We start from the raw sequence: 22308 nt of genomic DNA, 5'->3' as shown, positions 1-22308 counted from the left end.
ACGATGACGACCTCGGTAGAAACCAGCACGCACTACGTCCCTGAGGACCTGCCCACCCATATCCAGCACTTCATTAACGGGAAGTTCGTGGACTCCGTGGGCGGGGCGACCTTCGACGTCCTGGACCCGGTGTCCAACCGGAACTACGCCACCGCCGCCGCCGGCCAGAAAGAGGACATCGACCTCGCCGTCGCCGCGGCCCGCGAAGCCTTCAAGAACGGCCCATGGCCGAAGATGAAGCCCCGGGAACGCGCCCGCATCCTGAACCGGATCGCCGACGCCGTCGAGGCCCAGGAAGCCCGGCTCGCCGAACTGGAAACGTTCGACACCGGCCTGCCCATCACCCAGGCCAAGGGCCAGGCCCTCCGTGCGGCGGAGAACTTCCGGTTCTTCGCGGACCTGATCGTGGCCCAGTTCGACGACGCCATGAAGGTCCCCGGCTCGCAGATCAACTACGTCAACCGCAAGCCGATCGGCGTGGCCGGCCTCATCACCCCGTGGAACACGCCGTTCATGCTGGAGTCCTGGAAGCTGGCCCCGGCCCTGGCCACCGGCAACACCGTGGTCCTCAAACCGGCCGAGTTCACCCCGCTGTCCGCCTCCCTGTGGGCCACCATCTTCAAGGAGGCGGGCCTGCCGGACGGCGTCTTCAACCTGGTCAACGGGCTCGGCGAAGAAGCCGGCGACGCCCTGGTCAAGCACCCTGATGTTCCCCTGATTTCCTTCACCGGCGAGACCACCACGGGCCAGACCATCTTCCGCAACGCCGCCGCGAACCTGAAGGGCCTCTCCATGGAGCTCGGCGGCAAGTCCCCCTGCGTCGTCTTCGCCGACGCCGACCTGGACGCCGCGATCGACTCCGCCCTGTTCGGAGTCTTCTCCCTCAACGGCGAGCGCTGCACCGCCGGCTCACGCATCCTGGTGGAGCGCGCCATCTACGACGAATTCTGCGAAAAGTACGCCGCCCGGGCAAAGAACATCGTGGTGGGCGATCCGCACGACCCCAAGACCCAGGTGGGCGCCCTGGTCCACCCCGAGCACTACCAGAAGGTGGCCTCCTACGTGGAGATCGGCAAGTCCGAAGGCCGGCTCCTGGCCGGCGGCGGCCGCCCCGACCACCTGCCCGAAGGCAACTACATCGCACCCACGGTGTTCGCCGACGTCGCCCCTGACGCCCGGATCTTCCAGGAGGAAATCTTCGGACCCGTCGTGGCCATCACCCCGTTCGAGACCGACGAGGAGGCCCTCGCCCTGGCGAACAACACCAAGTACGGGCTCGCCGCCTACATCTGGACCCAGAACCTGACCCGCGCCCACAACTTCTCGCAGAACGTCGAAGCCGGCATGGTGTGGCTGAACAGCCACAACGTCCGCGACCTGCGCACCCCCTTCGGCGGCGTCAAGGCCTCCGGCCTGGGCCACGAGGGCGGCTACCGCTCCATCGACTTCTACACCGACCAGCAGGCCGTGCACATCACCCTCGGCACCGTCCACACCCCCAAATTCGGCGCCTAGCCAGCCCCCTTTCAAAGAAGAGAGACTCCCATGACCAACTTCGTTCCCACCCCCACCGTCCCGGCACCGGACATTGTCCGCTGCGCCTACATGGAGATCGTGGTCACCGACCTCGCCAGGTCCCGCGAGTTCTATGTCGACGTCCTGGGCCTGCACGTCACCGAGGAAGACGACAACGCGATCTACCTGCGGTCCCTGGAGGAGTTCATCCACCACAACCTGGTGCTCCGCAAGGGACCCATCGCCGCCGTCGCCGCCTTCGCCTACCGGGTGAAGTCCCCCGCCGAGGTGGACGCCGCCGAGGCCTACTACCGCGAACTCGGCTGCCGGGTGGAACGCCGCAAGGACGGCTTCACCAAGGGCGTGGGCGACTCCGTGCGCGTGGAGGACCCGCTGGGCTTCCCGTACGAGTTCTTCTACGACGTGGAGCACGTGGAGCGGCTCACCCAGCGCTACGACCTCTACTCCGCCGGTGAACTGGTCCGCCTGGACCACTTCAACCAGGTCACCCCGGACGTCCCGCGCGGCCGGGCATACCTGGAGGACCTGGGCTTCCGCGTCTCCGAGGACATCAAGGATGCCGACGGCGTCACCTACGCCGCCTGGATGCACCGCAAGCAGACCGTGCACGACACCGCCCTGACCGGCGGCAACGGCCCCCGCATGCACCACGTCGCGTTCGCCACGCACGAGAAGCACAACATCATCCAAATCTGCGACAAGATGGGCGCCCTGCGCATCAGCGACCGGATCGAACGCGGCCCCGGCCGGCACGGCGTGTCCAACGCGTTCTACCTCTACATCCTGGACCCGGACGGCCACCGCATCGAGATCTACACCCAGGACTACTACACCGGCGACCCGGACAACCCCACCATCACCTGGGACGTCCACGACAACCAGCGCCGCGACTGGTGGGGCAACCCTGTGGTCCCCTCCTGGTACACCGAGGCCTCCCTGGTCCTGGACCTGGACGGCAACCCACAGCCGGTCATCGTCCGCGAGGAAAAGTCCGAGATGGCGGTCACGGTGGGCGCCGACGGCTTCTCCTACACCCGCAAGGACGGCTCGCCCGAAGGCGACCGGACGGGCTTCAAGCTGGGAGTCCAGGTCTAGCCATGCTGGAGCCCACGACGATTGAGGCCATCGCGGACGAGCTGGTGGAAGCCGGCCGGACCCGCACCCCTGTCCCCCGCCTGACCGCCCGGTACCCGGAGATGACGGTGGAGGATTCCTACGCGGTGCAGCAGCTGTGGCGGCGCCGCAACGAGGACGCCGGCCGGACCCTGGTGGGGCGCAAGATCGGCCTCACGTCCAAGGCCATGCAGGCCGCCACCGGCATCACCGAACCGGACTACGGCGCCATCTTCGATGACATGGTGCTGGAGACCGGCTGCTCCGTTCGGTGGGACCAGTACACCCACCCGCGCGTGGAGGTGGAGCTGGCGTTTGTCCTCAAGGACGGACTCAAAGGCCCGGGCGTGACCATCTTCGATGTCCTGAAGGCCACCGACTACGTGGTGCCGGCCCTGGAGATCCTGGACTCCAGGATTGAGATGGAGGGCCGGACCATCGTGGACACCATCTCCGACAACGCCGCCATGGGCGCCATGGTAATCGGCGGCCGGCCCGTGAAGCCGGACGCCGTGGACCTCCGCTGGGTTTCCGCGATCCTCTACAAGAACCAGACCGTGGAGGAAACCGGTGTGGCCGCCGGCGTCCTGGACCACCCCGCCAACGGGGTCCACTGGCTGGCCAACAAGATCGCCGCGCACGGGGACTCGCTCAAGGCAGGCGACATCATCCTGGCCGGGTCCTTCACCCGTCCGCTCTGGGTCTACAAGGGCGATACGGTACACGCCGACTACGGACCCCTGGGAGCTGTGACATGCCGCTTCGAATAGAAGACACCTTCCGCTCCGCGCTGGCCGCGCAAAGGCAAAAGGGAAAGGCAGGCCGGCCACTGGCCGGGATGTGGGTGTGTTCCGGCAGCCCGCTGGTCGCCGAGCTCTGCGCGGGTGCGGGCCTGGATTGGCTCCTGGTGGACGCCGAGCACAGCCCCAACGGGCTCGAGTCCATCCTGGCGCAGCTGCAAGCCATCCACGGCTACCCGGTGCACACCATGGTCCGGCCGCCCGTGAACGACACCGTGGTGATCAAGCAGTACCTGGACCTCGGCGTGCAGAACCTGCTGATCCCCATGGTGAATTCGGTGGCGGAAGCCGAAGCCGCCGTGGCTGCCACCCGCTACCCGCCGCACGGCGTCCGCGGCGTGGGCTCCGCCCTGGCCCGTGCCGCCCGTTGGAACCGGGTCCCGGACTACCTCGCCCGGGCCAGCGAGACCATCAGCGTCACCGTCCAGATTGAATCGACGGCGGCCGTCGAGGCTGTGGAGGACATCCTCAAAGTCGACGGCGTGGACGCCATCTTCGTCGGCCCCTCCGACCTCGCCGCCTCCATGGGCCTGCTGGGACAGCAGGAACACCCCGAGGTGCGCGCCGCCGTCGAACACTGCCTGTCCGTTGCCAAGGCGGCCGGGAAACCCGGGGGCGTCAACGCCTTCAACCCCGACACCGCCCAGCACTACCTGGCGTGTGGCGCGGACTTCATCCTGGTCGGCGCCGACGTCGCCCTCCTGGCCCGCGGCTCCGAAGCCCTCGCCGCCAACTACATCAAACCCGTCGACGGCGACACCCCTGCCAGCTACTGACGTCTGTTCCCCAAGGATTTCTTTCATGACAGTGGCTTCTGCGCTTCCCCGGTAGGTTGCGAGCCCGCCAACAACACCGAATACCGAAGGGGCGGCGGCGTCACGCACGGCAGCCTTTAGGGCCAACTTCGGTGGCGGGACCCAGGAAACACGGGGTCGCGCCACTGTCTGTTGCGCAAAAACGTGCTTGGCGTGACATTGCGTTCGCTGCCGTCCAAGGGCTCTGCGCACACAGACAAGAGCGGGACGGGGCTCTCAACCAGACTGGGAGCAACCCGCTATGCCGCCCGGCTGGCGCCCTTGACTACTCGAAGTGGAGTACCCCTTGGAAACCTACGATGCGCTCCTCGCGTCCATTGCCCCCGCTGCCGGCGCCGGCCGGACCATCCTCGATCCGGCCACGGGCCAGCCGGTCGGCGAAGCTCCCGTCCACGGCCTCGAAGACCTTGAAAGCGCCGTGGCCGCGGCCGTCGCCGCGCAGCCGGCCTGGGCTGCGCTGGGCCATGAGGCCCGGTCCGCTGCGCTCCTGAAGGCAGCAGACGCCGTCGAGCGTTCCGCCGAGGAACTGGCCCGGTTGCTCTCCCGTGAGCAGGGCAAACCACTGAACGGCCCCAACGCCCGGTTCGAGGTGGGCGCCTGCTTGGCGTGGCTGCGTGCCACGGCCGGCCTGCCGCTGGAGCCGGAAACCATCGTGGACGACGGCGAAACCCGGGCCGAGCTGCATTACCGGCCCATCGGCGTGGTGGGCGCGATCGGGCCTTGGAACTGGCCCATGATGATCACCGTCTGGCAACTCGCGCCCGCACTGCGCATGGGCAACGCCATCGTGGTGAAGCCCTCCGAGTACACACCGCTTTCCGTCCTGGCGCTGGCCAAGGTCATTAATGAGGAACTCCCGGAAGGCCTCCTGACCGTGGTCTCCGGCGGCCGCGACGTCGGCGCCCGGCTGGCCGAACACCCGGCGATCGGCAAGGTCATGTTCACCGGCTCCACCGCCACCGGCCGGGCCATCATCAAGTCCTCCGCGGACACCGTTAAGCGGCTCACCCTGGAACTGGGTGGAAACGACGCCGGCATCGTCCTGCCCGACGCCGACCCCACGGCCATCGCCCAGGACATCTTTTGGGGCGCCTTCATCAACACCGGCCAGACCTGCGCCGCCCTCAAGCGCCTTTACGTCCACAGCGACATCTACGACGCCGTCTGCGAGGAACTCACCGCCGTCGCCAAGGCCATGCCGATGGGCAACGGCCTGGACGAAAACAACGTGCTGGGCCCGCTGCAGAACAAGGCCCAGTACGACGTCGTCGCGAACCTTGTGGAGGCGGCAAAGGCTTCCGGCGCACGCATCCTGCTGGGCGGGAACCCGGACACCGGCCGGCCCGGGTACTTCTACCCCACCACCCTGGTGGCGGACATCGACAACGACAACCCGCTCGTCGCCGAAGAACAGTTCGGCCCCGCCTTGCCAATCATCCGCTACAGCACCATCGACGAAGCAGTGGAGAAGGCCAACGCCCTCGACGTTGGACTGGGCGCCTCGGTCTGGTCCCGGGACCTGGCCGCCGCGCGCGAGGTGGCCGCCCGCATCCAGGCCGGGACCGTGTGGATCAACCGGCACGGTGCCGTGGATCCCCGCATCCCCTTCGGCGGGGCCAAGCAGTCCGGCTACGGCGTCGAATTCGGCGTGGAAGGGCTCAAAGCACTCGGGGTACCGCAGGTCATCAACGGCTGAGGTTGAAGCGGGAGCCCGGCACGCAGGTTGCCGATGCCGGGCTCCCGGGGCTTTGCGGGGCTATCCCAGGGCCGGGGCGGCAGCGGTCCGGCCGGCGAACTGCCGGCGGGCCCAGCGGGCGAGCTTCCTGCCCTTGCCTTTCCACCAGTTGTCCTCGTCCTGGTTGTGGTGGAACCGGAAGACGATGGCCACCAGCACGAACATGCCCATCACCACATCCACCCAGGAGGCCATCACCAAGGCCACGAAGACCGTTAGTGCGTTGGCGACGATGGACGGGATGGCCAGTGTCCGGAACACGGTACTGGCCACATAGCGGCGGTGCGACCTCGGGACGGACAGTTCGCGGACCATGTCGAAGCAGACGCAGACCACCACAATGGTCTGCCCCAGGGCCAGGAGCATCTGGCCCTGCATTGAGCCGCTGAATGCCGCGACGGACTCCATGCCCGGGCTCATGGCCGGGCCTTGCGGTTGACGCCTTTGCTGACTAGACCAAACACGGAAAACCCCCAGAACTTGCGGAACCACCGCCGCTGATCCGACGATGGTTCCATTCAAGGTTTTGGAGGCTTTGGGGTCACGAGTAGTGGGTACTCTAGTTTTCGCAGGGACCCAACCGCTGTACTTACTTGCCGATGGCGCGCGGCCGCCACAGCATGACGGCCTGCGACCGTGGCCGGGGCCGCTGCCCGCGGGAAAGGCTCACGACGTCGCCGGCGGCACCGGCCGCGAAGATGCGCGAGTCCACGGCCCGCGGCCGGCGCCCCAGTTCCTCGGTGAGTTCCGCGATCCGGCTCTGGAGGGCAGCCACCTGGTTTTCAAGTTCCAGGATGCGCTTGATGCCCTCCAGCGAGACCCCCTCCTGGGACAGCCGCTGCACCTCCCGCAGCATGTTGACGTCGCGCTGCGAGTAGCGCCGGGACTTCCCGGGGGCACGGCTCGGCTTGACGATGCCGAGCCGGTCGTATTGCCGCAGCGTCTGCGGGTGCATGTCTGCAAGCTCGGCCGCCACGGAGATCACGAAGATCGGCTGGTCAGCACTGATGTCCACGGCTCACCTCCGCTCCTAGAGCCGGGCCTTGGCTGCCAGGCCCTCACGGACGTCCGCCGACGACGTCGCCTCGGCGAACGCCTTGACCGCAGCTTCGGCGTCCTTGTTGAGATTCTTGGGAACGGCGACGTCGATGGTCACCAGCAGGTCACCGGTCGCCTTGGACGTCTTTACGCCTTTGCCCTTGACCCGCAGCGTGCGGCCCGATGGCGTGCCGGCCGGAACACGGACCTTGACCTTGTCGCCGTCAATGGTGGGAACTTCGATGTCCGCGCCCAAGGCAGCCTCGGGGAAGGTGACAGGGACGTGGATGCGGAGGTTGTCGCCGTCGCGCGTGTAGAACGCATGCGGCTGGACCGCGACGGACACCACCAGGTCACCGTTGCCGGCCGCACCCGGCTGGCCCTTGCCGCGGACGCGGACCTTCTGGCCGTCCTTGATGCCGGCGGGGACACGGACGTCGATCACCTCGCCGCTGGGCTCGCGCAGGCCGATGGTGGTTCCGCGGATGGAACCGGCAAACGAGATGCTGGTGGACGCGGTGCGGTCGGCGCCCTTCTGCGGCGTGCGCTGGAAGCCGGGGGAACCACCGAAGCCGCCGAACAGGTCTGCGAACTCGGGCGGGATGCCGCCTGCGGACGGGTTGAACCCGCCCGAGTGGCGCCCGGTGTTGCCCGTGAAGAGGCCACCGAACATGTCCTCGAACCCGCCGTTGGGGGCGCCGGCGCCGCCGGGGGCAAAGCGGGCTCCGCTGCCCATGGCGCGGATGGCGTCATACTGCTGGCGCTCGTCCGGGTCCGAGAGCACCGAGTAGGCCTCGGAGATGTCCTTGAACTTCTTCTCGGAAGCAGCGTTCCCGGCGTTGGTATCAGGGTGGTGCTGCCGCGCAAGCTTCCGGTAGGCCTTCTTGATGTCGGCTTCGGAAGCGTCCTTGGCAACACCAAGGATCTTGTAAAAATCCTTGTCCACCCAATCCTGGCTAGCCAATGGCGTTTCCTTTCAAAGTACAAAAGCGTATGGCGAGATTACCGCTAAGCCGGAGCGGATGAGGGGGCCCGGGAGTGGCATCGGGCCTGCCGGAGCTGGGTGGCTAACGATCGTAGATCGTTAGCCACCCAGCGTAGGGGCGGGGCCCCCTCATCCGCGGAGGCGTTGGGGTAATGCTACGCAGGGACGGCGACGATGACCTGGGCGGCGCGGAGCACGCGGTCTCCTGATTTGTAGCCTGAGCGGAGGACCTGGCTGACGGTGTCAACCTCGATGTCCTCGCCGGGCTGCTGGATCAGGGCTTCGTGGATCGTGGGATCGAACTCCACGCCGGTCTCGTTGATCCGGACCAGGCCGTAGGTCTTCAGCGCGTTCTCCAGCTTGGTGGCGATCGCGGCGAAGGGCCCGTCGGTGAGGTCGCCGTGCTGCCGTGCGGCGTCGACGTCGTCCAGGACCGGGAGCAGGGAGTTCAGGACGCCGATGACGGCCATCTCCCCGGCCACGGCGCGGTCCCGTTCAACCCGCTTGCGGTAGTTGACGTACTCGGCCTGGAGGCGGAGCAGGTCGTTGCGCAGTTCGGCGGCCTCTGCGGTGCCGGCGGCGGCCGGAGCCCCCTGGGCCACGGATTCCTCTGCGGGCACGTCCACCCCGTTGAGGATTTCCTCTGCCTGGGCCAGTGCGTCGCCATCGGAATCGGCAGCGCCCTGCTGGTGGCCGGCGCTTGGAGCGTGGCCGCCTTCGGGGTGCCGGGCCTGGCCGGTCACCGGGTCAACCTTACGGTTGTCCCGGATGACCGGTTCGCCGTTGCCCTGCTTGGCGTCATGGTTCGCGGATGAGTTGTGCTCTTCCTCGTTACCGTGGTGCGGCATGGCTACTTCTTCGCTTCGTCTTCGTCGATGATCTCGGCGTCGACGATGTCCTCATCGGCCTTGCTGCCCGCAGAGGCACCGGCGGCACCCTCGGCACCGGCAGCGCCGGCACCGTCCGGCGAACCGGCCTGCGAGTAGATGGCTTCGCCCAGCTTGGTCTGCGAGGCCTGCAGCTTCTCGAACGCGGCCTTCACGGCGGCGTCGTCCGTGCCTTCGAGGGCCTTCTTGAGGCTGTCGACGTCGCCCTGGACCTCGGTCTTGACCTCTTCGGGCAGCTTGTCCGCGTTGTCGGCGATCAGCTTGTCCACGGAGTAGGCGAGCTGCTCGGCCGTGTTGCGGGTGTCGGTTGCCTCGCGGCGGGCCTTGTCCTCGGCTGCGTGCTCCTCGGCGTCCTTGACCATGCGGTCAATGTCTTCCTTGGAGAGGCTGGAACCACCGGTAATGGTCATGGACTGTTCCTTGCCGGTGCCCTTGTCCTTCGCGGAGACGTGGACGATGCCGTTGGCGTCGATGTCGAAGGTGACCTCGACCTGGGGGACGCCGCGCGGAGCCGGCGCGATGCCGGTCAGTTCGAAGGTGCCCAGCGGCTTGTTGTCGCGGGTGAACTCGCGTTCGCCCTGAAAGACCTGGATGGCCACGGACGGCTGGTTGTCGTCTGCCGTGGTGAAGGTCTCGGACCGCTTAGTGGGGATGGCGGTGTTCCGCTCGATCAGGTGCGTCATGACGCCGCCCTTGGTTTCGATGCCGAGGGACAACGGGGTGACGTCGATCAGGAGGACGTCCTTGCGCTCACCCTTCAGCACACCGGCCTGCAGGGCTGCACCGACGGCGACGACCTCATCCGGGTTGACGCCCTTGTTGGGCTCCTTGCCGCCGGCCAGTTCCTTGACCAGTTCGGAGACGGCGGGCATACGGGTGGAGCCACCGACCAGCACGATGTGGTTGATGTCCGAAAGCTTGATGCCGGCTTCCTTGATGACGTCGTGGAACGGCTTCTTGGTGCGCTCCAGCAGGTCCTTGGTGAGGTCCTGGAACTTGGCGCGGGTCAGCTGCTCGTCCAGGTGGACCGGGCCGTCGGGGGTGACGGAGAGGTACTGGAGGGAGACGTTGGTGCTGGAGGAGGAGGAGAGTTCCTTCTTGGCCTGCTCGGCTGCCTCACGGAGGCGCTGGAGGGCGATCTTGTCCTTGGACAGGTCGATGCCCTTGACCTTGAGCTGGTTCAGCAGGTAGTCGACGACGCGCTGGTCCCAGTCGTCGCCGCCCAGGCGGTTGTCACCGGCGGTGGCGCGGACCTGGATGGTGGAGAAGTTGTCTTCGTCCTTGCCGACTTCCAGCAGGGAGACGTCGAAGGTACCGCCGCCGAGGTCGAAGACGAGGATGAGTTCGTCTTCCTTGCCCTTGTCCAGGCCGTAGGCGAGGGCTGCGGCGGTGGGCTCGTTGACGATGCGCAGGACGTTCAGGCCTGCGATCTCGCCGGCTTCCTTGGTGGCCTGGCGCTCGGCGTCGTTGAAGTAGGCCGGGACGGTGATGACGGCGTCGGTGACCTTTTCACCCAGGTAGGACTCGGCGTCGTTCTTCAGCTTCATGAGGATACGCGCGGAGATTTCCTGCGGGGTGTACTTCTTGTCATCGATCGCGACGGTCCAGTCGGTGCCCATGTGGCGCTTGACGGATGCGATGGTGCGGTCGATGTTGTTGACGGCCTGGCGCTTGGCGATTTCGCCGACCAGGACTTCGCCGGACTTGGAGAATGCAACGACCGACGGCGTGGTGCGGCCACCCTCGGCGTTGGCAATAACGGTGGGCTCGCCACCTTCGAGAACGGAGACGACGGAGTTGGTGGTTCCGAGGTCGATACCTACTGCACGTGACATGTGTTGCTTCCTTCTTTCCTTGGAAACTGGGTGGCGCCCAATGATTGAGCGTTCTGGACTCAACTTTACTCAGGCACCACCAGATGTCAACACAACTTGAGCGAACTACGCTCAACTTTGCTCACGGCGTACAAGGAGGACGGACGACGGCGGCCCGTCGCCATCGGCGCGGAGGCTTCAGTCGCGGGCGGGCGCATCCAGCACCGCCGCAAGCAGTCCGGGGAACCGCGCCTCGAGATCCTCCGTGCGCAGGGTCAAACGGCGGCCGCGGCCGTTGGCCTCGTTGCGGATCACGCCGGCCTCGCGCAGCACCTTCATCAGGTGGGACTTGGTGGACTTGGGCATGTCCGGGTTGCTCAGGGCACACTCGGCCATATCAAGGGGGCCGGCGCGAAGCTGGCGCGCGATCTCCAGCCGGTCGGGGTCACTCAGGGCAAAAAGCACACTGGGCAACTGGAGGTCCGCGCGTTCGGGATGGGGAAGGTTCGCCGGTGTAGCCACAGTTCGACTTTAGTTGAACCATTGGCGTCACTGCCAGTAGGCTGAGGTTTCGACTATTTTCGAACCAAATTCACCCTACGCAGAAGGCGGCACGTTTTGACGCACTCCCCCGCAGCCCGGCCCCAGGAGGCACGCCGGCGGCTGGGCTTTGCCCTGATCGCGGCTGCCACGGCAGCGATGATGGCCGGAGCCAGCGCGCCGTCGCCTTTCTACCCCACACTGCAGGAGCAGCTGCACCTGCTGCCCGTGGCAACCACCGGGATCTTTGCCGTGTACGCCGTGGCACTGCTGGCAGCCCTGCTGGTCTTCGGCTCGATTTCGGACCACTTGGGCCGCAGGCCGGTGATCAGCGCAGCCTTCATCCTGCTCGCCTCCAGCGTCACGGCCTTCCTGGTTGCCGATTCGCTGGCCATGCTCCTGGTGGCCCGCGTACTGCAGGGCATCGCCAGCGGCATCCTGCTGACCACGCTCTCTGCCGCGATCGCGGACCTGGAAGCAGAGGATGACCCGGGCTCCAGTGCCGCTTGGAACACCGTGGCGCCGCTGGGCGGCCTGGCACTGGGCGCCCTGGCATCCGGCCTGCTGCTGGACCTGCTGGCTGAGCCGCGCACGCTGGTGTTCGTTTCGCTGACCGTCCTGTACATGGTGTTCGCCGCACTGGTGTGGGCCGCCCCCGAAACCTCGCCCCGGACGCCCGGGGCAGCGGCCTCGCTCAAGCCGCACCTGACCCTGCCACCCGCCGCACGCCGCGGATTCGTCACCGGCGCCCCGGCCGTCTTCGCCGGCTGGGCCACGGGCGGGCTGTACCTCTCGCTCGGCGCCGCGATCGTCCACGCCACATTCGGCATCCGGGAGCACCTGTGGCAAGGCATGGTGATCACCATCCTGGCAGGCACCGGAGCAGCCACCGCTGCAGTCCTGCACCGCTTCGGAGCCCGTACCATCACCATTTTCGGCACCTCGGCTTTGGCCTTGGGAACTGCGCTGTCCCTGCTGGCCATCGGCCTGGGCTCGTTTGGCCTGTTCCTGGCTGCCGTAGTGGTGGCCGGAGCAGGTTTTGGCACGGCGTTCATGGGCGTGATCCGGTCCATCAGCCCCCTGGTCGAGGACCACGAACGCGCCGGCACCTTCGCCTCGCTCTTCGTGGTGGCATATACGGCTTTCGGCGTTCCAGCAGTGCTGGCCGGCCTGCTGGCCCCCGTGCTGTCCCTCCCGGTCACCACCTACGCGTATGGCGGGCTGGTGACGGTCCTGGCCGCGGTGGCTGCGATCAGCCGCGCCCGCAGCAGCGACGCCGAACCGGCCGGGGACGCCACAGTGGCGGCACCGGACGCCGGGAACCACTCGGGCAGCACGGAAAACGTCGCCGCAGGAGCGGTTCCGGAATCCGCGGGCCGCTAGCCGCGCCGTTGCGATAAATGGGCGAAGCGGGCCGCACAGGAAGCGGCCCGGGAGGACTCCTTACCGGTCGGAGTCCGGGCGGCCGTGCAACGGTCCCCGATCCTCCGCGGTCGACTGGACCTGGCCGTCGGTCAGGCCGTCGCGGATCGCTTCCTCCGTGCGCGCGCCTCCCGTGGTTCCGGCGTCGCCGTAGTTGCCTTCCTCGTATTCGCCGTCGGCTTCGCGTTCCGGCTCGTTGATGGTGCCCGCGGCGCCGTAGTCCCCGTCCACGTACTGGCCACCTTCCCCTTCCAGGCCCGGGGCGCTGCTGCCCTTGCGTGGTTCCTCGGCTGCAACTTCAGGGTTCTCAGTCATGGTGCATCTCTCCTTCGAGGCTCCGCGTCCGTGCGGGCGCACTGGCAGTCTACCGAGGCCCCCTGGCCGCCAACAGGGCCAGGCCTACCCGTCATCACGGGACGCGCGCAGCTGCAGCCCCGCCACGCCGGCAAGGACGGCAAGATGGTGGTCGAAAAGTTCCGCCGGAACGCTGAAGGTATCCGGCCCGTACTGGTTGAAGGCCTCGAAGCTGACGGCGCCAAACAATGCGCTCCACACCAGGACTCCCCGGGCCACGAGTTCCTCGGGGACGGTAAGGCCGAACTGTGCCCGGATGGTGTCCAGGTCAGCTTGGAGCGCGGTGGGGATCTCTGCCCGCACGGCATCCGCCACGGCCAGCCGCCCGGCCCGGAAGGCAGACTCCAGGATGCCAATCAGGGCGACGATCACCCGGGTACCGGGGACCGTGGTCCGCTCGGCGGGCGCGTTGTAGCCGGGGACCGGGCTGCCGAACAGGAGCGCATAGCTTGCCGGCTCCCGCAGCGCCCAGGTCCGTACCGCGCGGCCCAAGGCCGTGAAGCGGCCGGCGTGGTCATCGACTGGAACCGCCCCGATGGCGGCGTCCACCTCGTCCCCCAGCTCATTGAAGGCATCTATCAGCAACAGCGTCAGCAGCTCATCCCGGCTTTCCACGTAGCGGTACACGGCTGAGGAAACCACTCCCAAGTCCCTGGCCACCGCCCTGAGGGACAGTGCCGCCGCCCCGTGCAGGGCCAGGTGGCGCCGTCCCAGCCGGATGATGTCGGCCACGGTCTGCGTCCGTGCCCGCTGCCTGGGCGTCAGGGCCCGGGCCGGCGCCGCCGTCGCGTCCGTTTTTTCTGTGTCCGTCACAGGCTCCAGCATGCCACAACCGAGAGCGGTGCCAACAGAGGAGAGCAGTGCTCTTGACAAGGTTGCGACACCCGGTCCATGCTGAAAGCGAGAGCACCGCTCTCGCTACAAACTTTCCCAGGAGGACTCATGGTCAAGAATTTCGTCGTCACCGGTGCGGGGCCGGTGGGCTGGACGGTTGCCGAGCAGCTCGCGGCCGATGGACACCGCGTCCGCGTAGTCACCCGGTCCGGCAGCGGGCCCGACCACCCCTTGGTTGAGCGGATCACGGGAGACGCCAAGGATCCCGAAACCCTGCGGCAGGTCTTCACCGGTGTCGATGCCGTCTTCCACTGCATCCACGGCTCGTCCTACACCGCCGCAGCTTGGGAGGCGGAATTGCCCGCAGCCGAGCAGGCGGTGTTGAACGCGGCACACGAGGCAGGCGCCGTCGTCGTCTTTCCGGAAAGCCTGTATTCATACAGCGAGCCGGACCGCGTGATGACCGAGGACAGCCCGCGCCGGGCGGCCGGCGGCAAGCGCGGCGTGCGCACCCGCCTGCTGCAGGCGAGGGAGGACGCAGCTGCGGCAACTGTCAGCGTGGTGGCCGGGGACTTCTTTGGTCCGCGGGTCCAGATGGCGCACGGCGGCGAGCGCATCGTGGTCCCCATCCTCGCCGGCCGGAATGTCAGCGTGGTGGGGAGCGCGAACCAGCCGCACTCCTTTACCTACGTTCCGGACCTGGCCGCAGCGATGGTCGCCGCAGCCGCCAACCCCGCCGCCTGGAACTCGGTCTGGCACGCCCCCACCGGCCCGGCCCTGACGCAGCGGGAGCTGGTTCGTGCCTTTGCACGGGCCGCGGGCGTGCCGGCACCCAAGGTGCGCGTCCTGCCGGGCTGGGCCCTGCGGGCGGCGGCGTTCTTTTCCGCCGACATGCGGGAACTGGCGGAGCTCAGCTACCAGTTTGAGCACCCGTTCGTGATGGATTCGGCCCGTTCGGAGGCCATCCTTGGCATACGGCCCACCCCGCTGGACGCGGCTGCCGCCGCCACCGTGGAATGGTGGCGGCGGCAGGACTGAGCGTCAGCGGGTGGGTACCTCCGTGCGGGGCTCGAGGCCGGACTCCCGGGATCGGGTGCCGGATCCGGCCTGGGCGCGGGCCAGTTTTCCGGGCCACCAGATCTTTGGGCCGATGTCGTAGGCGAGCGCCGGTACCAGCAGCGAGCGCACCAGCACGGTGTCCAGCAGCACGCCGAACGCCACGATGAAGGCCAACTGCACCAGGAACATGATGGGGATGACGCCAAGGGCGGCAAACGTTGCGGCCAGCACCACGCCCGCCGAGGTGATCACCCCGCCGGTCACGCTGAGGCCGCGCAGGATCCCGGGCCGGGTGCCGTGCTTGAGCGACTCCTCCCGGACCCGGCTCATCAGGAAGATGTTGTAGTCCACGCCCAGGGCCACCAGGAACACGAAGCCGAACAGCGGGACAGTGGCATCCGCTCCGGGGAACCCGAAGATGTTGTTGAAGACGAACGCGGACACGCCGAGCGCCGCCGCGTAGGACAGCACCACGGACAGCACCAGCAGGACCGGGGCAACAATGGAGCGCAGCAGCAGCATCAGGATGAAGAGGATCACCACGAGCACCACCGGGATGATGACCACGAGGTCATGCTGGGCGGTGGTGTTGGTGTCCAGGGCTGTGGCGGTCACGCCGCCCACCAGCGCGCCGGGATCCACGGCCTTGACCTCGCTGCGGAGGGCCTTGATGGTTTCTTCAGCCTGCAGGGAGTCGGCGGCGTCGTTCAGCGTGGCGTTGATCAGGACCTTCCCGTCCCTCACGTCCGGGGTGTTGGGAGCTCCCGGCGCTCCGGTGATGGGCACGCTGCCCGGCCCCAGGAGGTAGGCCTCGCCCACGCCGTCGTCCGCTTTGACCCGGTCCAGCACTTCTGCGGCCTTGGCCTGGTCCGCAACCACGACGGCGGGGCTTCCGCTGCCGGCGTCGAAGTGGCGCGCCAGCGCGTCCTGGCCGTCAACGGCGTTGGAGGCCGTGAGGATGACGTCCGTTTGCGGTACGCCGTTGGCTTTGAGCTGCAGCAGGCCGACGGCCGCCACCAGGAGCAACAGGACCGACGCGACCCACACGGTCCTGGGGCGCCGGGACACCAGGGAACCCGTGGCGCGCCACAGGCCTTTCTGTCCTTCCAGCCCGGTCACCAGCTCGGGTTCGCGCTGGTCGGCGGGGACCAGCTTGGGGCGGAACGGCCAGAACGCGGCCCGGCCCAGGAGCGCCATCAGTGCAGGCAGCAGGGTCAGCGCGGCGAACAGGGCGCACAGGATGCCGGCGGCGGCGACCGGGCCGAGGGCCTTGTTGGAGTTGAGGTCCGAGAACAGCAGGCACAGCAGGGCAATGATCACCGTGGCGCCGGAGGCCAGGATCGGCTCGAACGAGGCCTTCCAGGCGGTGAGGACTGCGGCGGTGCGGTTGGTGGTGTGGGTGAGGGCTTCGCGGAAGCGGGCCACGAAGAGAAGGGCGTAGTCCGTGGCCGCGCCGATCACCAGGATGGACAGGATGCCCTGGCTTTGGCCGTTGAGCTGGATCCAGCCTGCCTTGGCCATCCCGAACACCAGCAGGATGGCCGCGCAGAGGGCAAAGACGGAGGTCAGCAGCACCATGATGGGCAGCAGCAGGGAACGGTAGACGATCAGCAGGATCACGAAGACGGCGGACAGGGCCACGAGCAGCAGGATGCCGTCAATGCCGCCGAACGCGGCGGCAAGGTCGGCGGCCAGCCCTGCCGGTCCGGTCACGAAGGTTTGGGTTCCCTGCGGCGCCGCCGCGGACACCGTGTCACGGAGCTCCTTGACGGCGTCCTTCAGTTCGGTGGAGGACCCGATGGGGACAACGAACTGGACGGCTTTGGCGTCTTTGGAGGGGATCGGGCCGATCACGGCGCTGCCCAGTTTGAGGCCTTCGAGGCTGGTCTTAAGCGTGGCGAGCCCGCCCAGCTGCGCGGGGGTGAAGGCGGCGGTGTTTTCGATGACGATAATGCCGGGCACCTCGTCCGAGTCCCGGAACTTTGCCTGCCAGTCCTGCGCCTCGGTCGCTTCGGCGCTGGCGGGCAGGAAGGACGCCTGGTCATTGCTGGAGACTTCTTCGAGGCGGCCGAACGTGGGGCCGCCCACCCCGGCCAGTCCCAGCCAGGTCACGACCAGGACGACGGGGATGAGCCAGCGCAGCCAGAACGGTACGCGCTCTTTGGCAACTTTTGTGCGTTTCATGATGCCTTCCATCCAGGGTGCCGCGAGTAGGATTGATTCCAGCATAGATTATCTCCATCATGGAGATAAGTGCCAGTCGAGCTTTTTTTCCGGTCCCGCCGGTACGGATAGCGCGGACAGGGCCGGGCCTCAGGCTGCTGCAGTAATATCCGTCAGTACGGTCGGGCGGAAAAGGCCCGGCAGGAACGGTCCGGCACGAACGCGAACACGAATGGCTGAAGGGAGGCGGGCATGGCAGGACAGACTGCATCAGGTCCACCGTCCTTTCCCCAGGCCGGACCGGAATTCGGCCCGCCGAACCCCCTGCTTCGGCTTTTGCAGGAGTTCACCATCGAGGCGAACCGGTACGTGGACGCGGCCGGTGACCGCAAGGACATGCACCGGACAGACATGAATGCCCTGGCGGTGATCATGCGCCATACGGCAAGGGGCGAGGTGGTAACCCCCGGCGTCCTGCGGAAGGAGCTCAACCTGAGTTCCCCCGCCACCACGGCACTGATCGACAGGTTGGACAACTCCGGGCATGTGGTCCGCGAACGGCACGCCACGGACCGGCGCCAGGTCCAACTGAAGATGACGCCCAAGGCTTTCAGGGACGGCGGCGCCATCTTCGCCCCGCTGGCGCAGCACATGGACAGCGCCATGGCAGGGTTCTCCGCGGCGGAACTGGAAACAGTGACCCGTTTCATGACCGCCATGGTCGAGGCAACCGCCGCGGCCCGGGAAGAATCCGACGACGAAAAACCCAAGGGCGGCCACCCCGGATAAGCCCCGGGGCTTGTGGTGTTGGCCGCGAAGAAGCGGCAACCGCAGCCCGGTTGGGAGTAGCGTTTGGTTATGAGTGCGCAGCAGCCAGGGGAAGACGTCTACACGCACGGCCACCACGAATCGGTGGTCCGCGCCCATGCCGCCCGGACCGCCGAAAATTCCGCGGCGTTCGTCCTCCCGCACCTTACGCCGGGAACAGCCCTGCTGGACGTGGGCTGCGGGCCCGGCAGCATCACCTGCGACTTTGCCGCGCTGGTCAACCCCGGGCACGTCACCGGCCTGGACCGCTCGCCGGACGTCATCGCCCAGGCACAGGCCCTCGCCGCCGAACGCGGCGTTCCCAATGTTGAATTTGTTGCCGGCAATATCTACGACCTTGACTTCGCGGACGAAACGTTCGACCTCGTCCACGCACACCAGGTGCTCCAGCACCTGACGGACCCGGTGGAGGCCTTGCGGGAGATGCGCCGGGTGGCCAAACCCGGCGGCATCGTGGCGGTCCGGGACGCGGACTTCCACGGGATGAGCTGGTATCCGGCCATCCCGGAACTGGACGAGTGGATGGACCTGTACCAGCGGATTGCCCGCCGCAACGGAGCAGAGCCCGACGCCGGGCGCCGGCTGGTCAGCTGGGCCCAGTCCGCGGGGTTCAGCGACGTCGCCCCCAGCAGCAGCAACTGGTTGTACGCGACGGCCCAGCAGCGCCGCTGGCAGGCGCGGGTGTGGGGCGAGCGGGTGCTGCATTCAGCCTTCGCGGAGCAGGCCCTGGAGTACGGGTTCGCCAACCCGGCGGACCTGGCCAGGATTTCCGCGGGCTGGCACCGGTGGGGTTCCACCGACGACGGCTGGTTCCTGATCCCCAATGGCGAAGTGATCGCCCGGGCCTAGCGCTGAACCCGAGGCGCGCCGCCCCTAGGATTGATGAGTGGAATTTTCCCTTTGGCTGGCCCTTGCAGGTGCCGGCGCCCTTATCAGCTTCACCCCGGGTGCCGGGGCCATCAACACCATGAGCAACTCGCTGAATGCGGGGTTCCGGCGGTCCATTTGGGGAATCCTGGGCCAGCAGGCGGCCCTGGTGGTGCATGTGCTGATTGTGGCCCTGGGCGTAGGGGTGCTGGTGGCGAGCTCGCCCTTGGCCTTCAACGTGATCCGATACGCCGGCGCCGCGTACCTGGTGTACCTGGGTATCCGCCAGTTCCTGAGCAAGCCCACGGCCGCCCGGGAGGAGGCCGCCGCCCTGCGCGATGAACCGGCGTGGTCCATCTTCCGGCGCGGCTTCTGGGTCAACCTGCTGAATCCGAAGGCGATCGTGTTCTTCCTGGCGTTCACACCGCAGTTCATCCGGCCTGAGCAACCCTTGTTCACGCAATACGCGGTGCTCACGGCCACCATCGTGGTCATCGACATCCTGGTGATGTGGTTCTTCTTCGCCGCGGCCGCCAGGTCCTTCCAGCGCTTCACCAGCACCGAGCCGGGCCAAATCGTCCTCAGCAGGGTCTTTGGCACCCTGTTCGTGGGCGTTGGCATCCTGCTGGCCCTGATCCACTAGCGGCCGGGCGAAGGGCACAACCACAGGGAAGCCATCCCCATATGACAGCCAGTAATTCATCTTTACAAACCCGTAAAACATTGTGAACAGCCCGCTAGCCAAGACGGGCAACCAGCGCGCATGCTTAGCTTCATGAACTCAACGTCGAGCCCATACCGTGTCATCACCGTCTGCACCGGCAACATCTGCAGGTCCCCCATGGCCGAGCTCATGCTCGCGGCAGCGCTGGAACGCGAAGGGCTGGACGGGCTGGTGGAGGTGGACTCCGCCGGCACCACCGGCTACGAGGCCGGCAGGCCCATCGATCCCCGGGCCGCCCGCCGGCTCGCGGCAGCACAGTTGGCCTCCGAAAACCATGTCGCCCGGGAGTGGGACCCGCGGTGGTTCAGCGAGCGCGACCTGATCCTGGCCCTGGACATCGACCATTACGCCTGGCTCACCGAGGCAGCACCGGGCCGGGATGCCTTGAACAAGATCCGGATGCTCCGCAGCTTCGACCCGGCCATGGCCGGCCGCGACCGGCTGGACCAGGGCATCGAGGATCCCTGGTACGGCGGCCACGCCGATTTCGACGCCGTCTGGCACCAGATCCACTCCGCCCTTCCCGGGATCGTGGACCACATTAAGTCGGAGGCCCTGCGGGACACGGGACTGCAGCGGCAGGCACGCTGAAAACGGTACGCTCTAGTCCATGAGCCCAGCCCCCGTCATCATCGCCATCGACGGGCGCTCCGGCGCAGGCAAGACCACCTTGGCAGTCGAACTCGCGGCGCTGCTCCGCGCCCACCACAAGGTGTCCCTGTTCCACCTCGAGGACATCTACCCGGGCTGGGACGGGCTCGCGGCCGGCGTCGAACGCTATGTGTCCACGGTCCTCACGCCGCTGAGCCTGGGCGAGGCCGCCACCTGGACCAGCTGGGACTGGGCCAACCATTACGACGGCGATGCCCGGGTAACACTGCCGGCGGAGATCGTCATCGTGGAGGGCGTGGGCGCAGCGTCCGAGCCTGCCCGCCCGTTCCTGAACGCCGTGATCTGGGCGGAGGCACCGGACGACGTCCGACGGACCCGGGCCCTGGACCGCGACGGCGACACCTACAGGCCGTTCTGGGACCGGTGGGCGGCCCAGGAGGAAGAATGGCTGGGCCGCGACAACGTCCCCGGCCGGGCGGACCTGCGCGTCAACAACCGCGCTGACGGCTCCGCGCCCGCAGACCTGTTGCGGCTTCTCCCCTACCTGCCTGCGCTGGCACCGGTGCTCGCCCCGGAATTGTCCGCCCGCCGCGGCCTCCGCCTGCACGCCGAGCGCCTGGACCTGGCACCGGACGCACCGGCCCTGTTCGAATCCCTGTACGGCCGCTCCCCCAACGCCGTTTGGCTGGACTCCTCCAACCACCGGGACGCACCGGCCGCCCCCGGGCAGCCGGCGTCCGGTCCGCAGGCGTCGGGTCCGCAGGCGTCAGGTCCGCAGGACAGGACGGCCGCCGAACGCAGCCGGTTCAGCATCATGGCGGACGACGCCGGCACGTTCGGGCAGTATGTCACGCACCGCGCGGGGGTGGGCTTCATCAGCGCGGGTTCGTCCGTGGCGAAGGTTCCGGGCCCGTTCTTCCGCTGGCTGAACACCGTCTGGGGCCGGCGGGCGGTCCGCACTCCCGAGGGCTATCCGGGCGAATTCACCCTGGGGTGGCTTGGCTGCCTGGGTTACGAACTCAAGCGCGAAACCGGCGGCAGCGACCTTTCCGCCCCCACACCGGACGCCGCCCTGATCTTCGCCGGCCGGGCCGTGGTGTTGGACCATGCCGAAGGCACCGCCTGGCTCCTGGCGCTTGCGGCACCTGACGCCGATGAATGGCTGGACCGCGCACGGGCAGCCGTTCAGGCCGCCGCTTCAGCCGCCACGACCCCCGCGGGCCCCGCCGGAGCGGTGGGCACAGGAGCGGTGGGCGCCGGGGATGCCGGCGGCAGCACCGGCGTCGGACGTCCCGGCCCGCCCGTTTTCCGCAGCCGGGACACGGGCGCCCGCTACCGGGCGAAAATTGCGGCAGCCCAGCACGAGATTGCGCAGGGAAACACCTACGAAGTCTGCCTGACCACCACCCTGGAAGCCCGGATCCCGGCGGAGACCCTGGATCCCTGGGCCACCTATCTCGCGCTGCGCCGCCGCAGCCCGGCCCCGTTCGCCAGTTACCTGCGGCTGGGCGGCCTTTCCGTCGCCAGCACCTCGCCCGAGCGGTTCCTGAAGATAGCAGCCGACGGCGGCATGCGCGCCGAACCGATCAAGGGCACCCGCCGCCGGGCTGCCGATCCGCAGGAAGACTCGCAACTGCGCGCCGACCTGGCCACGTCCGTGAAGGACCGCGCCGAGAACATCATGATCGTTGACCTGCTGCGCAACGATCTCAGCCACTTTGCGGTGCCCGGCTCCGTGACGGTCAGCCGGCTGTGCGCGATCGAAAGTTACGCCACCGTCCACCAGATGGTCAGCACCATCGACGCCCGGCTCCTCCCCGGGGCGGCCCGGGCCGAGGCAGTGGCGGCCTGCTTCCCGGCAGGGTCCATGACCGGCGCGCCCAAGATCAGCACCATGGCCATCCTGGACCGGCTGGAGGCCGGGCCCCGCGGATTCTACTCGGGGGCCATCGGGTACTTCTCGCTCAACTCGGCGACCGACCTCGCCGTCGCCATCCGGACCCTGGTGATCGACGCCTCCGGCGACGGAGCCGCGGACCTGACGCTCGGCGTCGGCGGTGCCATCACGTCGGACTCCGACCCGGACGACGAGTACGACGAGATCCGCACCAAGGCCTTTGGCGTGCTCTCCACCCTCGGCTCGGACTTCCCGGTGGACTGACCCTGGCTTAGCGGAACACGG

Annotated in this window: 21 protein-coding genes; 12 read left to right on the top strand and 9 right to left on the bottom strand. The window is 67.7% G+C overall.

From position 1 onward, the window contains the following. The first annotated feature begins 3 nt into the window (after positions 1-3). The 5 genes from hpaE (at position 4) to QRM96_RS16170 (ending at position 5960) form a co-directional block, all read left to right on the top strand. On the top strand, positions 4-1515 hold the full coding sequence (hpaE, locus tag QRM96_RS16190) for a 5-carboxymethyl-2-hydroxymuconate semialdehyde dehydrogenase (RefSeq protein WP_285320251.1): 1512 nt from the start codon (positions 4-6) through the stop codon (positions 1513-1515). 30 nt (positions 1516-1545) lie between these two features. Further along, positions 1546-2631, top strand: a complete 1086-nt coding sequence (gene hpaD / locus QRM96_RS16185) for a 3,4-dihydroxyphenylacetate 2,3-dioxygenase (protein WP_285320250.1) — start codon at positions 1546-1548, stop codon at positions 2629-2631. Between the two features lie 2 nt (positions 2632-2633). Next, positions 2634-3419, top strand: coding sequence for a 2-oxo-hept-4-ene-1,7-dioate hydratase (hpaH, locus tag QRM96_RS16180; RefSeq protein WP_109045524.1), 786 nt, complete (start codon positions 2634-2636; stop codon positions 3417-3419). Further along, positions 3404-4225, top strand: coding sequence for an HpcH/HpaI aldolase family protein (locus tag QRM96_RS16175; RefSeq protein ID WP_285320249.1), 822 nt, complete (start codon positions 3404-3406; stop codon positions 4223-4225). Before hpaH ends, QRM96_RS16175 begins: the two co-directional genes overlap by 16 nt. A gap of 325 nt (positions 4226-4550) precedes the next feature. Beyond that, positions 4551-5960 (top strand): aldehyde dehydrogenase family protein, encoded by a 1410-nt coding sequence (locus QRM96_RS16170; RefSeq protein ID WP_285320301.1) that lies wholly within the window; start codon positions 4551-4553, stop codon positions 5958-5960. A gap of 60 nt (positions 5961-6020) precedes the next feature. On the opposite strand, the gene QRM96_RS16165 is transcribed toward QRM96_RS16170, so the two are convergent. From QRM96_RS16165 to QRM96_RS16140, 6 genes are all read right to left on the bottom strand, one after another. Beyond that, the gene (locus QRM96_RS16165; RefSeq protein WP_018760758.1) at positions 6021-6407 is read right to left on the bottom strand and encodes a hypothetical protein; all 387 of its coding nucleotides are present in this window, start codon (positions 6405-6407) and stop codon (positions 6021-6023) included. Between the two features lie 181 nt (positions 6408-6588). Continuing rightward, positions 6589-7014, bottom strand: a complete 426-nt coding sequence (locus tag QRM96_RS16160) for a heat shock protein transcriptional repressor HspR (RefSeq protein ID WP_018760757.1) — start codon at positions 7012-7014, stop codon at positions 6589-6591. Positions 7015-7029: 15 nt separating this feature from the next. Then, entirely contained in the window at positions 7030-8001 is a 972-nt protein-coding gene (locus QRM96_RS16155; protein ID WP_206073924.1) for a DnaJ C-terminal domain-containing protein, read from the bottom strand. A gap of 176 nt (positions 8002-8177) precedes the next feature. Beyond that, positions 8178-8870 (bottom strand): nucleotide exchange factor GrpE, encoded by a 693-nt coding sequence (locus tag QRM96_RS16150; protein WP_285320248.1) that lies wholly within the window; start codon positions 8868-8870, stop codon positions 8178-8180. A 2-nt stretch (positions 8871-8872) separates the two neighbouring features. Continuing rightward, entirely contained in the window at positions 8873-10744 is a 1872-nt protein-coding gene (dnaK, locus tag QRM96_RS16145) for a molecular chaperone DnaK (protein ID WP_018760754.1), read from the bottom strand. A gap of 177 nt (positions 10745-10921) precedes the next feature. Then, positions 10922-11245: an ArsR/SmtB family transcription factor gene (locus QRM96_RS16140; protein ID WP_109045519.1), complete on the bottom strand. Its 324-nt coding sequence runs from the start codon at positions 11243-11245 to the stop codon at positions 10922-10924. Between the two features lie 96 nt (positions 11246-11341). Between QRM96_RS16140 and QRM96_RS16135 the strand changes: the two genes are divergently transcribed. After that, positions 11342-12646 (top strand): MFS transporter, encoded by a 1305-nt coding sequence (locus QRM96_RS16135; RefSeq protein WP_285320247.1) that lies wholly within the window; start codon positions 11342-11344, stop codon positions 12644-12646. Positions 12647-12706: 60 nt separating this feature from the next. Here the strand turns inward: QRM96_RS16135 and QRM96_RS16130 are convergent, their stop codons facing one another. Together QRM96_RS16130 and QRM96_RS16125 are read right to left on the bottom strand one after the other, a co-directional pair. After that, positions 12707-13000, bottom strand: a complete 294-nt coding sequence (locus QRM96_RS16130) for a hypothetical protein (protein WP_018760751.1) — start codon at positions 12998-13000, stop codon at positions 12707-12709. 84 nt (positions 13001-13084) lie between these two features. Further along, entirely contained in the window at positions 13085-13852 is a 768-nt protein-coding gene (locus QRM96_RS16125; RefSeq protein ID WP_206073923.1) for a TetR/AcrR family transcriptional regulator, read from the bottom strand. A gap of 129 nt (positions 13853-13981) precedes the next feature. Here QRM96_RS16125 and QRM96_RS16120 point away from each other — a divergent pair, with 129 nt between their 5' ends. Continuing rightward, positions 13982-14911: an NAD-dependent epimerase/dehydratase family protein gene (locus tag QRM96_RS16120; protein ID WP_285320246.1), complete on the top strand. Its 930-nt coding sequence runs from the start codon at positions 13982-13984 to the stop codon at positions 14909-14911. 3 nt (positions 14912-14914) lie between these two features. On the opposite strand, the gene QRM96_RS16115 is transcribed toward QRM96_RS16120, so the two are convergent. Next, positions 14915-17116 carry an MMPL family transporter gene (locus QRM96_RS16115; RefSeq protein WP_285320245.1) on the bottom strand — a complete coding sequence of 734 codons (2202 nt, stop codon included), beginning with the start codon at positions 17114-17116 and terminating at the stop codon, positions 14915-14917. Between the two features lie 231 nt (positions 17117-17347). Between QRM96_RS16115 and QRM96_RS16110 the strand changes: the two genes are divergently transcribed. From QRM96_RS16110 to pabB, 5 genes are all read left to right on the top strand, one after another. Next, the gene (locus QRM96_RS16110) at positions 17348-17884 is read left to right on the top strand and encodes a MarR family winged helix-turn-helix transcriptional regulator (protein ID WP_026264352.1); all 537 of its coding nucleotides are present in this window, start codon (positions 17348-17350) and stop codon (positions 17882-17884) included. Between the two features lie 69 nt (positions 17885-17953). Continuing rightward, positions 17954-18772, top strand: coding sequence for a methyltransferase domain-containing protein (locus QRM96_RS16105; RefSeq protein ID WP_133831914.1), 819 nt, complete (start codon positions 17954-17956; stop codon positions 18770-18772). 37 nt (positions 18773-18809) lie between these two features. Next, a complete protein-coding gene (locus QRM96_RS16100; RefSeq protein ID WP_285320244.1) occupies positions 18810-19433 on the top strand; it encodes a LysE family transporter in 624 nt (207 codons plus the stop codon). A gap of 132 nt (positions 19434-19565) precedes the next feature. Next, positions 19566-20105 carry a low molecular weight protein-tyrosine-phosphatase gene (locus tag QRM96_RS16095; protein WP_109045514.1) on the top strand — a complete coding sequence of 180 codons (540 nt, stop codon included), beginning with the start codon at positions 19566-19568 and terminating at the stop codon, positions 20103-20105. 19 nt (positions 20106-20124) lie between these two features. Further along, positions 20125-22287, top strand: coding sequence for an aminodeoxychorismate synthase component I (gene pabB, locus QRM96_RS16090; RefSeq protein ID WP_285320243.1), 2163 nt, complete (start codon positions 20125-20127; stop codon positions 22285-22287). Positions 22288-22308: the final 21 nt, after the last annotated feature.

It is taken from the genome of Pseudarthrobacter sp. lyk4-40-TYG-27 (genome assembly GCF_030209295.1).
Taxonomy (GTDB): domain Bacteria; phylum Actinomycetota; class Actinomycetes; order Actinomycetales; family Micrococcaceae; genus Arthrobacter.
This window is presented reverse-complemented; position numbering and strand designations above follow the sequence as displayed.

Coding starts and splice junctions, on each gene's coding strand:
- hpaE (WP_285320251.1), top strand. CDS start 4: ATGACGACCTCGGTAGAAACCAGCACGCACTACGTCCCTGAGGACCTG.
- hpaD (WP_285320250.1), top strand. CDS start 1,546: ATGACCAACTTCGTTCCCACCCCCACCGTCCCGGCACCGGACATTGTC.
- hpaH (WP_109045524.1), top strand. CDS start 2,634: ATGCTGGAGCCCACGACGATTGAGGCCATCGCGGACGAGCTGGTGGAA.
- QRM96_RS16175 (WP_285320249.1), top strand. CDS start 3,404: ATGCCGCTTCGAATAGAAGACACCTTCCGCTCCGCGCTGGCCGCGCAA.
- QRM96_RS16165 (WP_018760758.1), bottom strand. CDS start 6,407: ATGGAGTCCGTCGCGGCATTCAGCGGCTCAATGCAGGGCCAGATGCTC.
- QRM96_RS16150 (WP_285320248.1), bottom strand. CDS start 8,870: ATGCCGCACCACGGTAACGAGGAAGAGCACAACTCATCCGCGAACCAT.
- dnaK (WP_018760754.1), bottom strand. CDS start 10,744: ATGTCACGTGCAGTAGGTATCGACCTCGGAACCACCAACTCCGTCGTC.
- QRM96_RS16130 (WP_018760751.1), bottom strand. CDS start 13,000: ATGACTGAGAACCCTGAAGTTGCAGCCGAGGAACCACGCAAGGGCAGC.
- QRM96_RS16120 (WP_285320246.1), top strand. CDS start 13,982: ATGGTCAAGAATTTCGTCGTCACCGGTGCGGGGCCGGTGGGCTGGACG.
- QRM96_RS16115 (WP_285320245.1), bottom strand. CDS start 17,116: ATGAAACGCACAAAAGTTGCCAAAGAGCGCGTACCGTTCTGGCTGCGC.
- QRM96_RS16110 (WP_026264352.1), top strand. CDS start 17,348: ATGGCAGGACAGACTGCATCAGGTCCACCGTCCTTTCCCCAGGCCGGA.
- QRM96_RS16105 (WP_133831914.1), top strand. CDS start 17,954: ATGAGTGCGCAGCAGCCAGGGGAAGACGTCTACACGCACGGCCACCAC.
- QRM96_RS16095 (WP_109045514.1), top strand. CDS start 19,566: ATGAACTCAACGTCGAGCCCATACCGTGTCATCACCGTCTGCACCGGC.
- pabB (WP_285320243.1), top strand. CDS start 20,125: ATGAGCCCAGCCCCCGTCATCATCGCCATCGACGGGCGCTCCGGCGCA.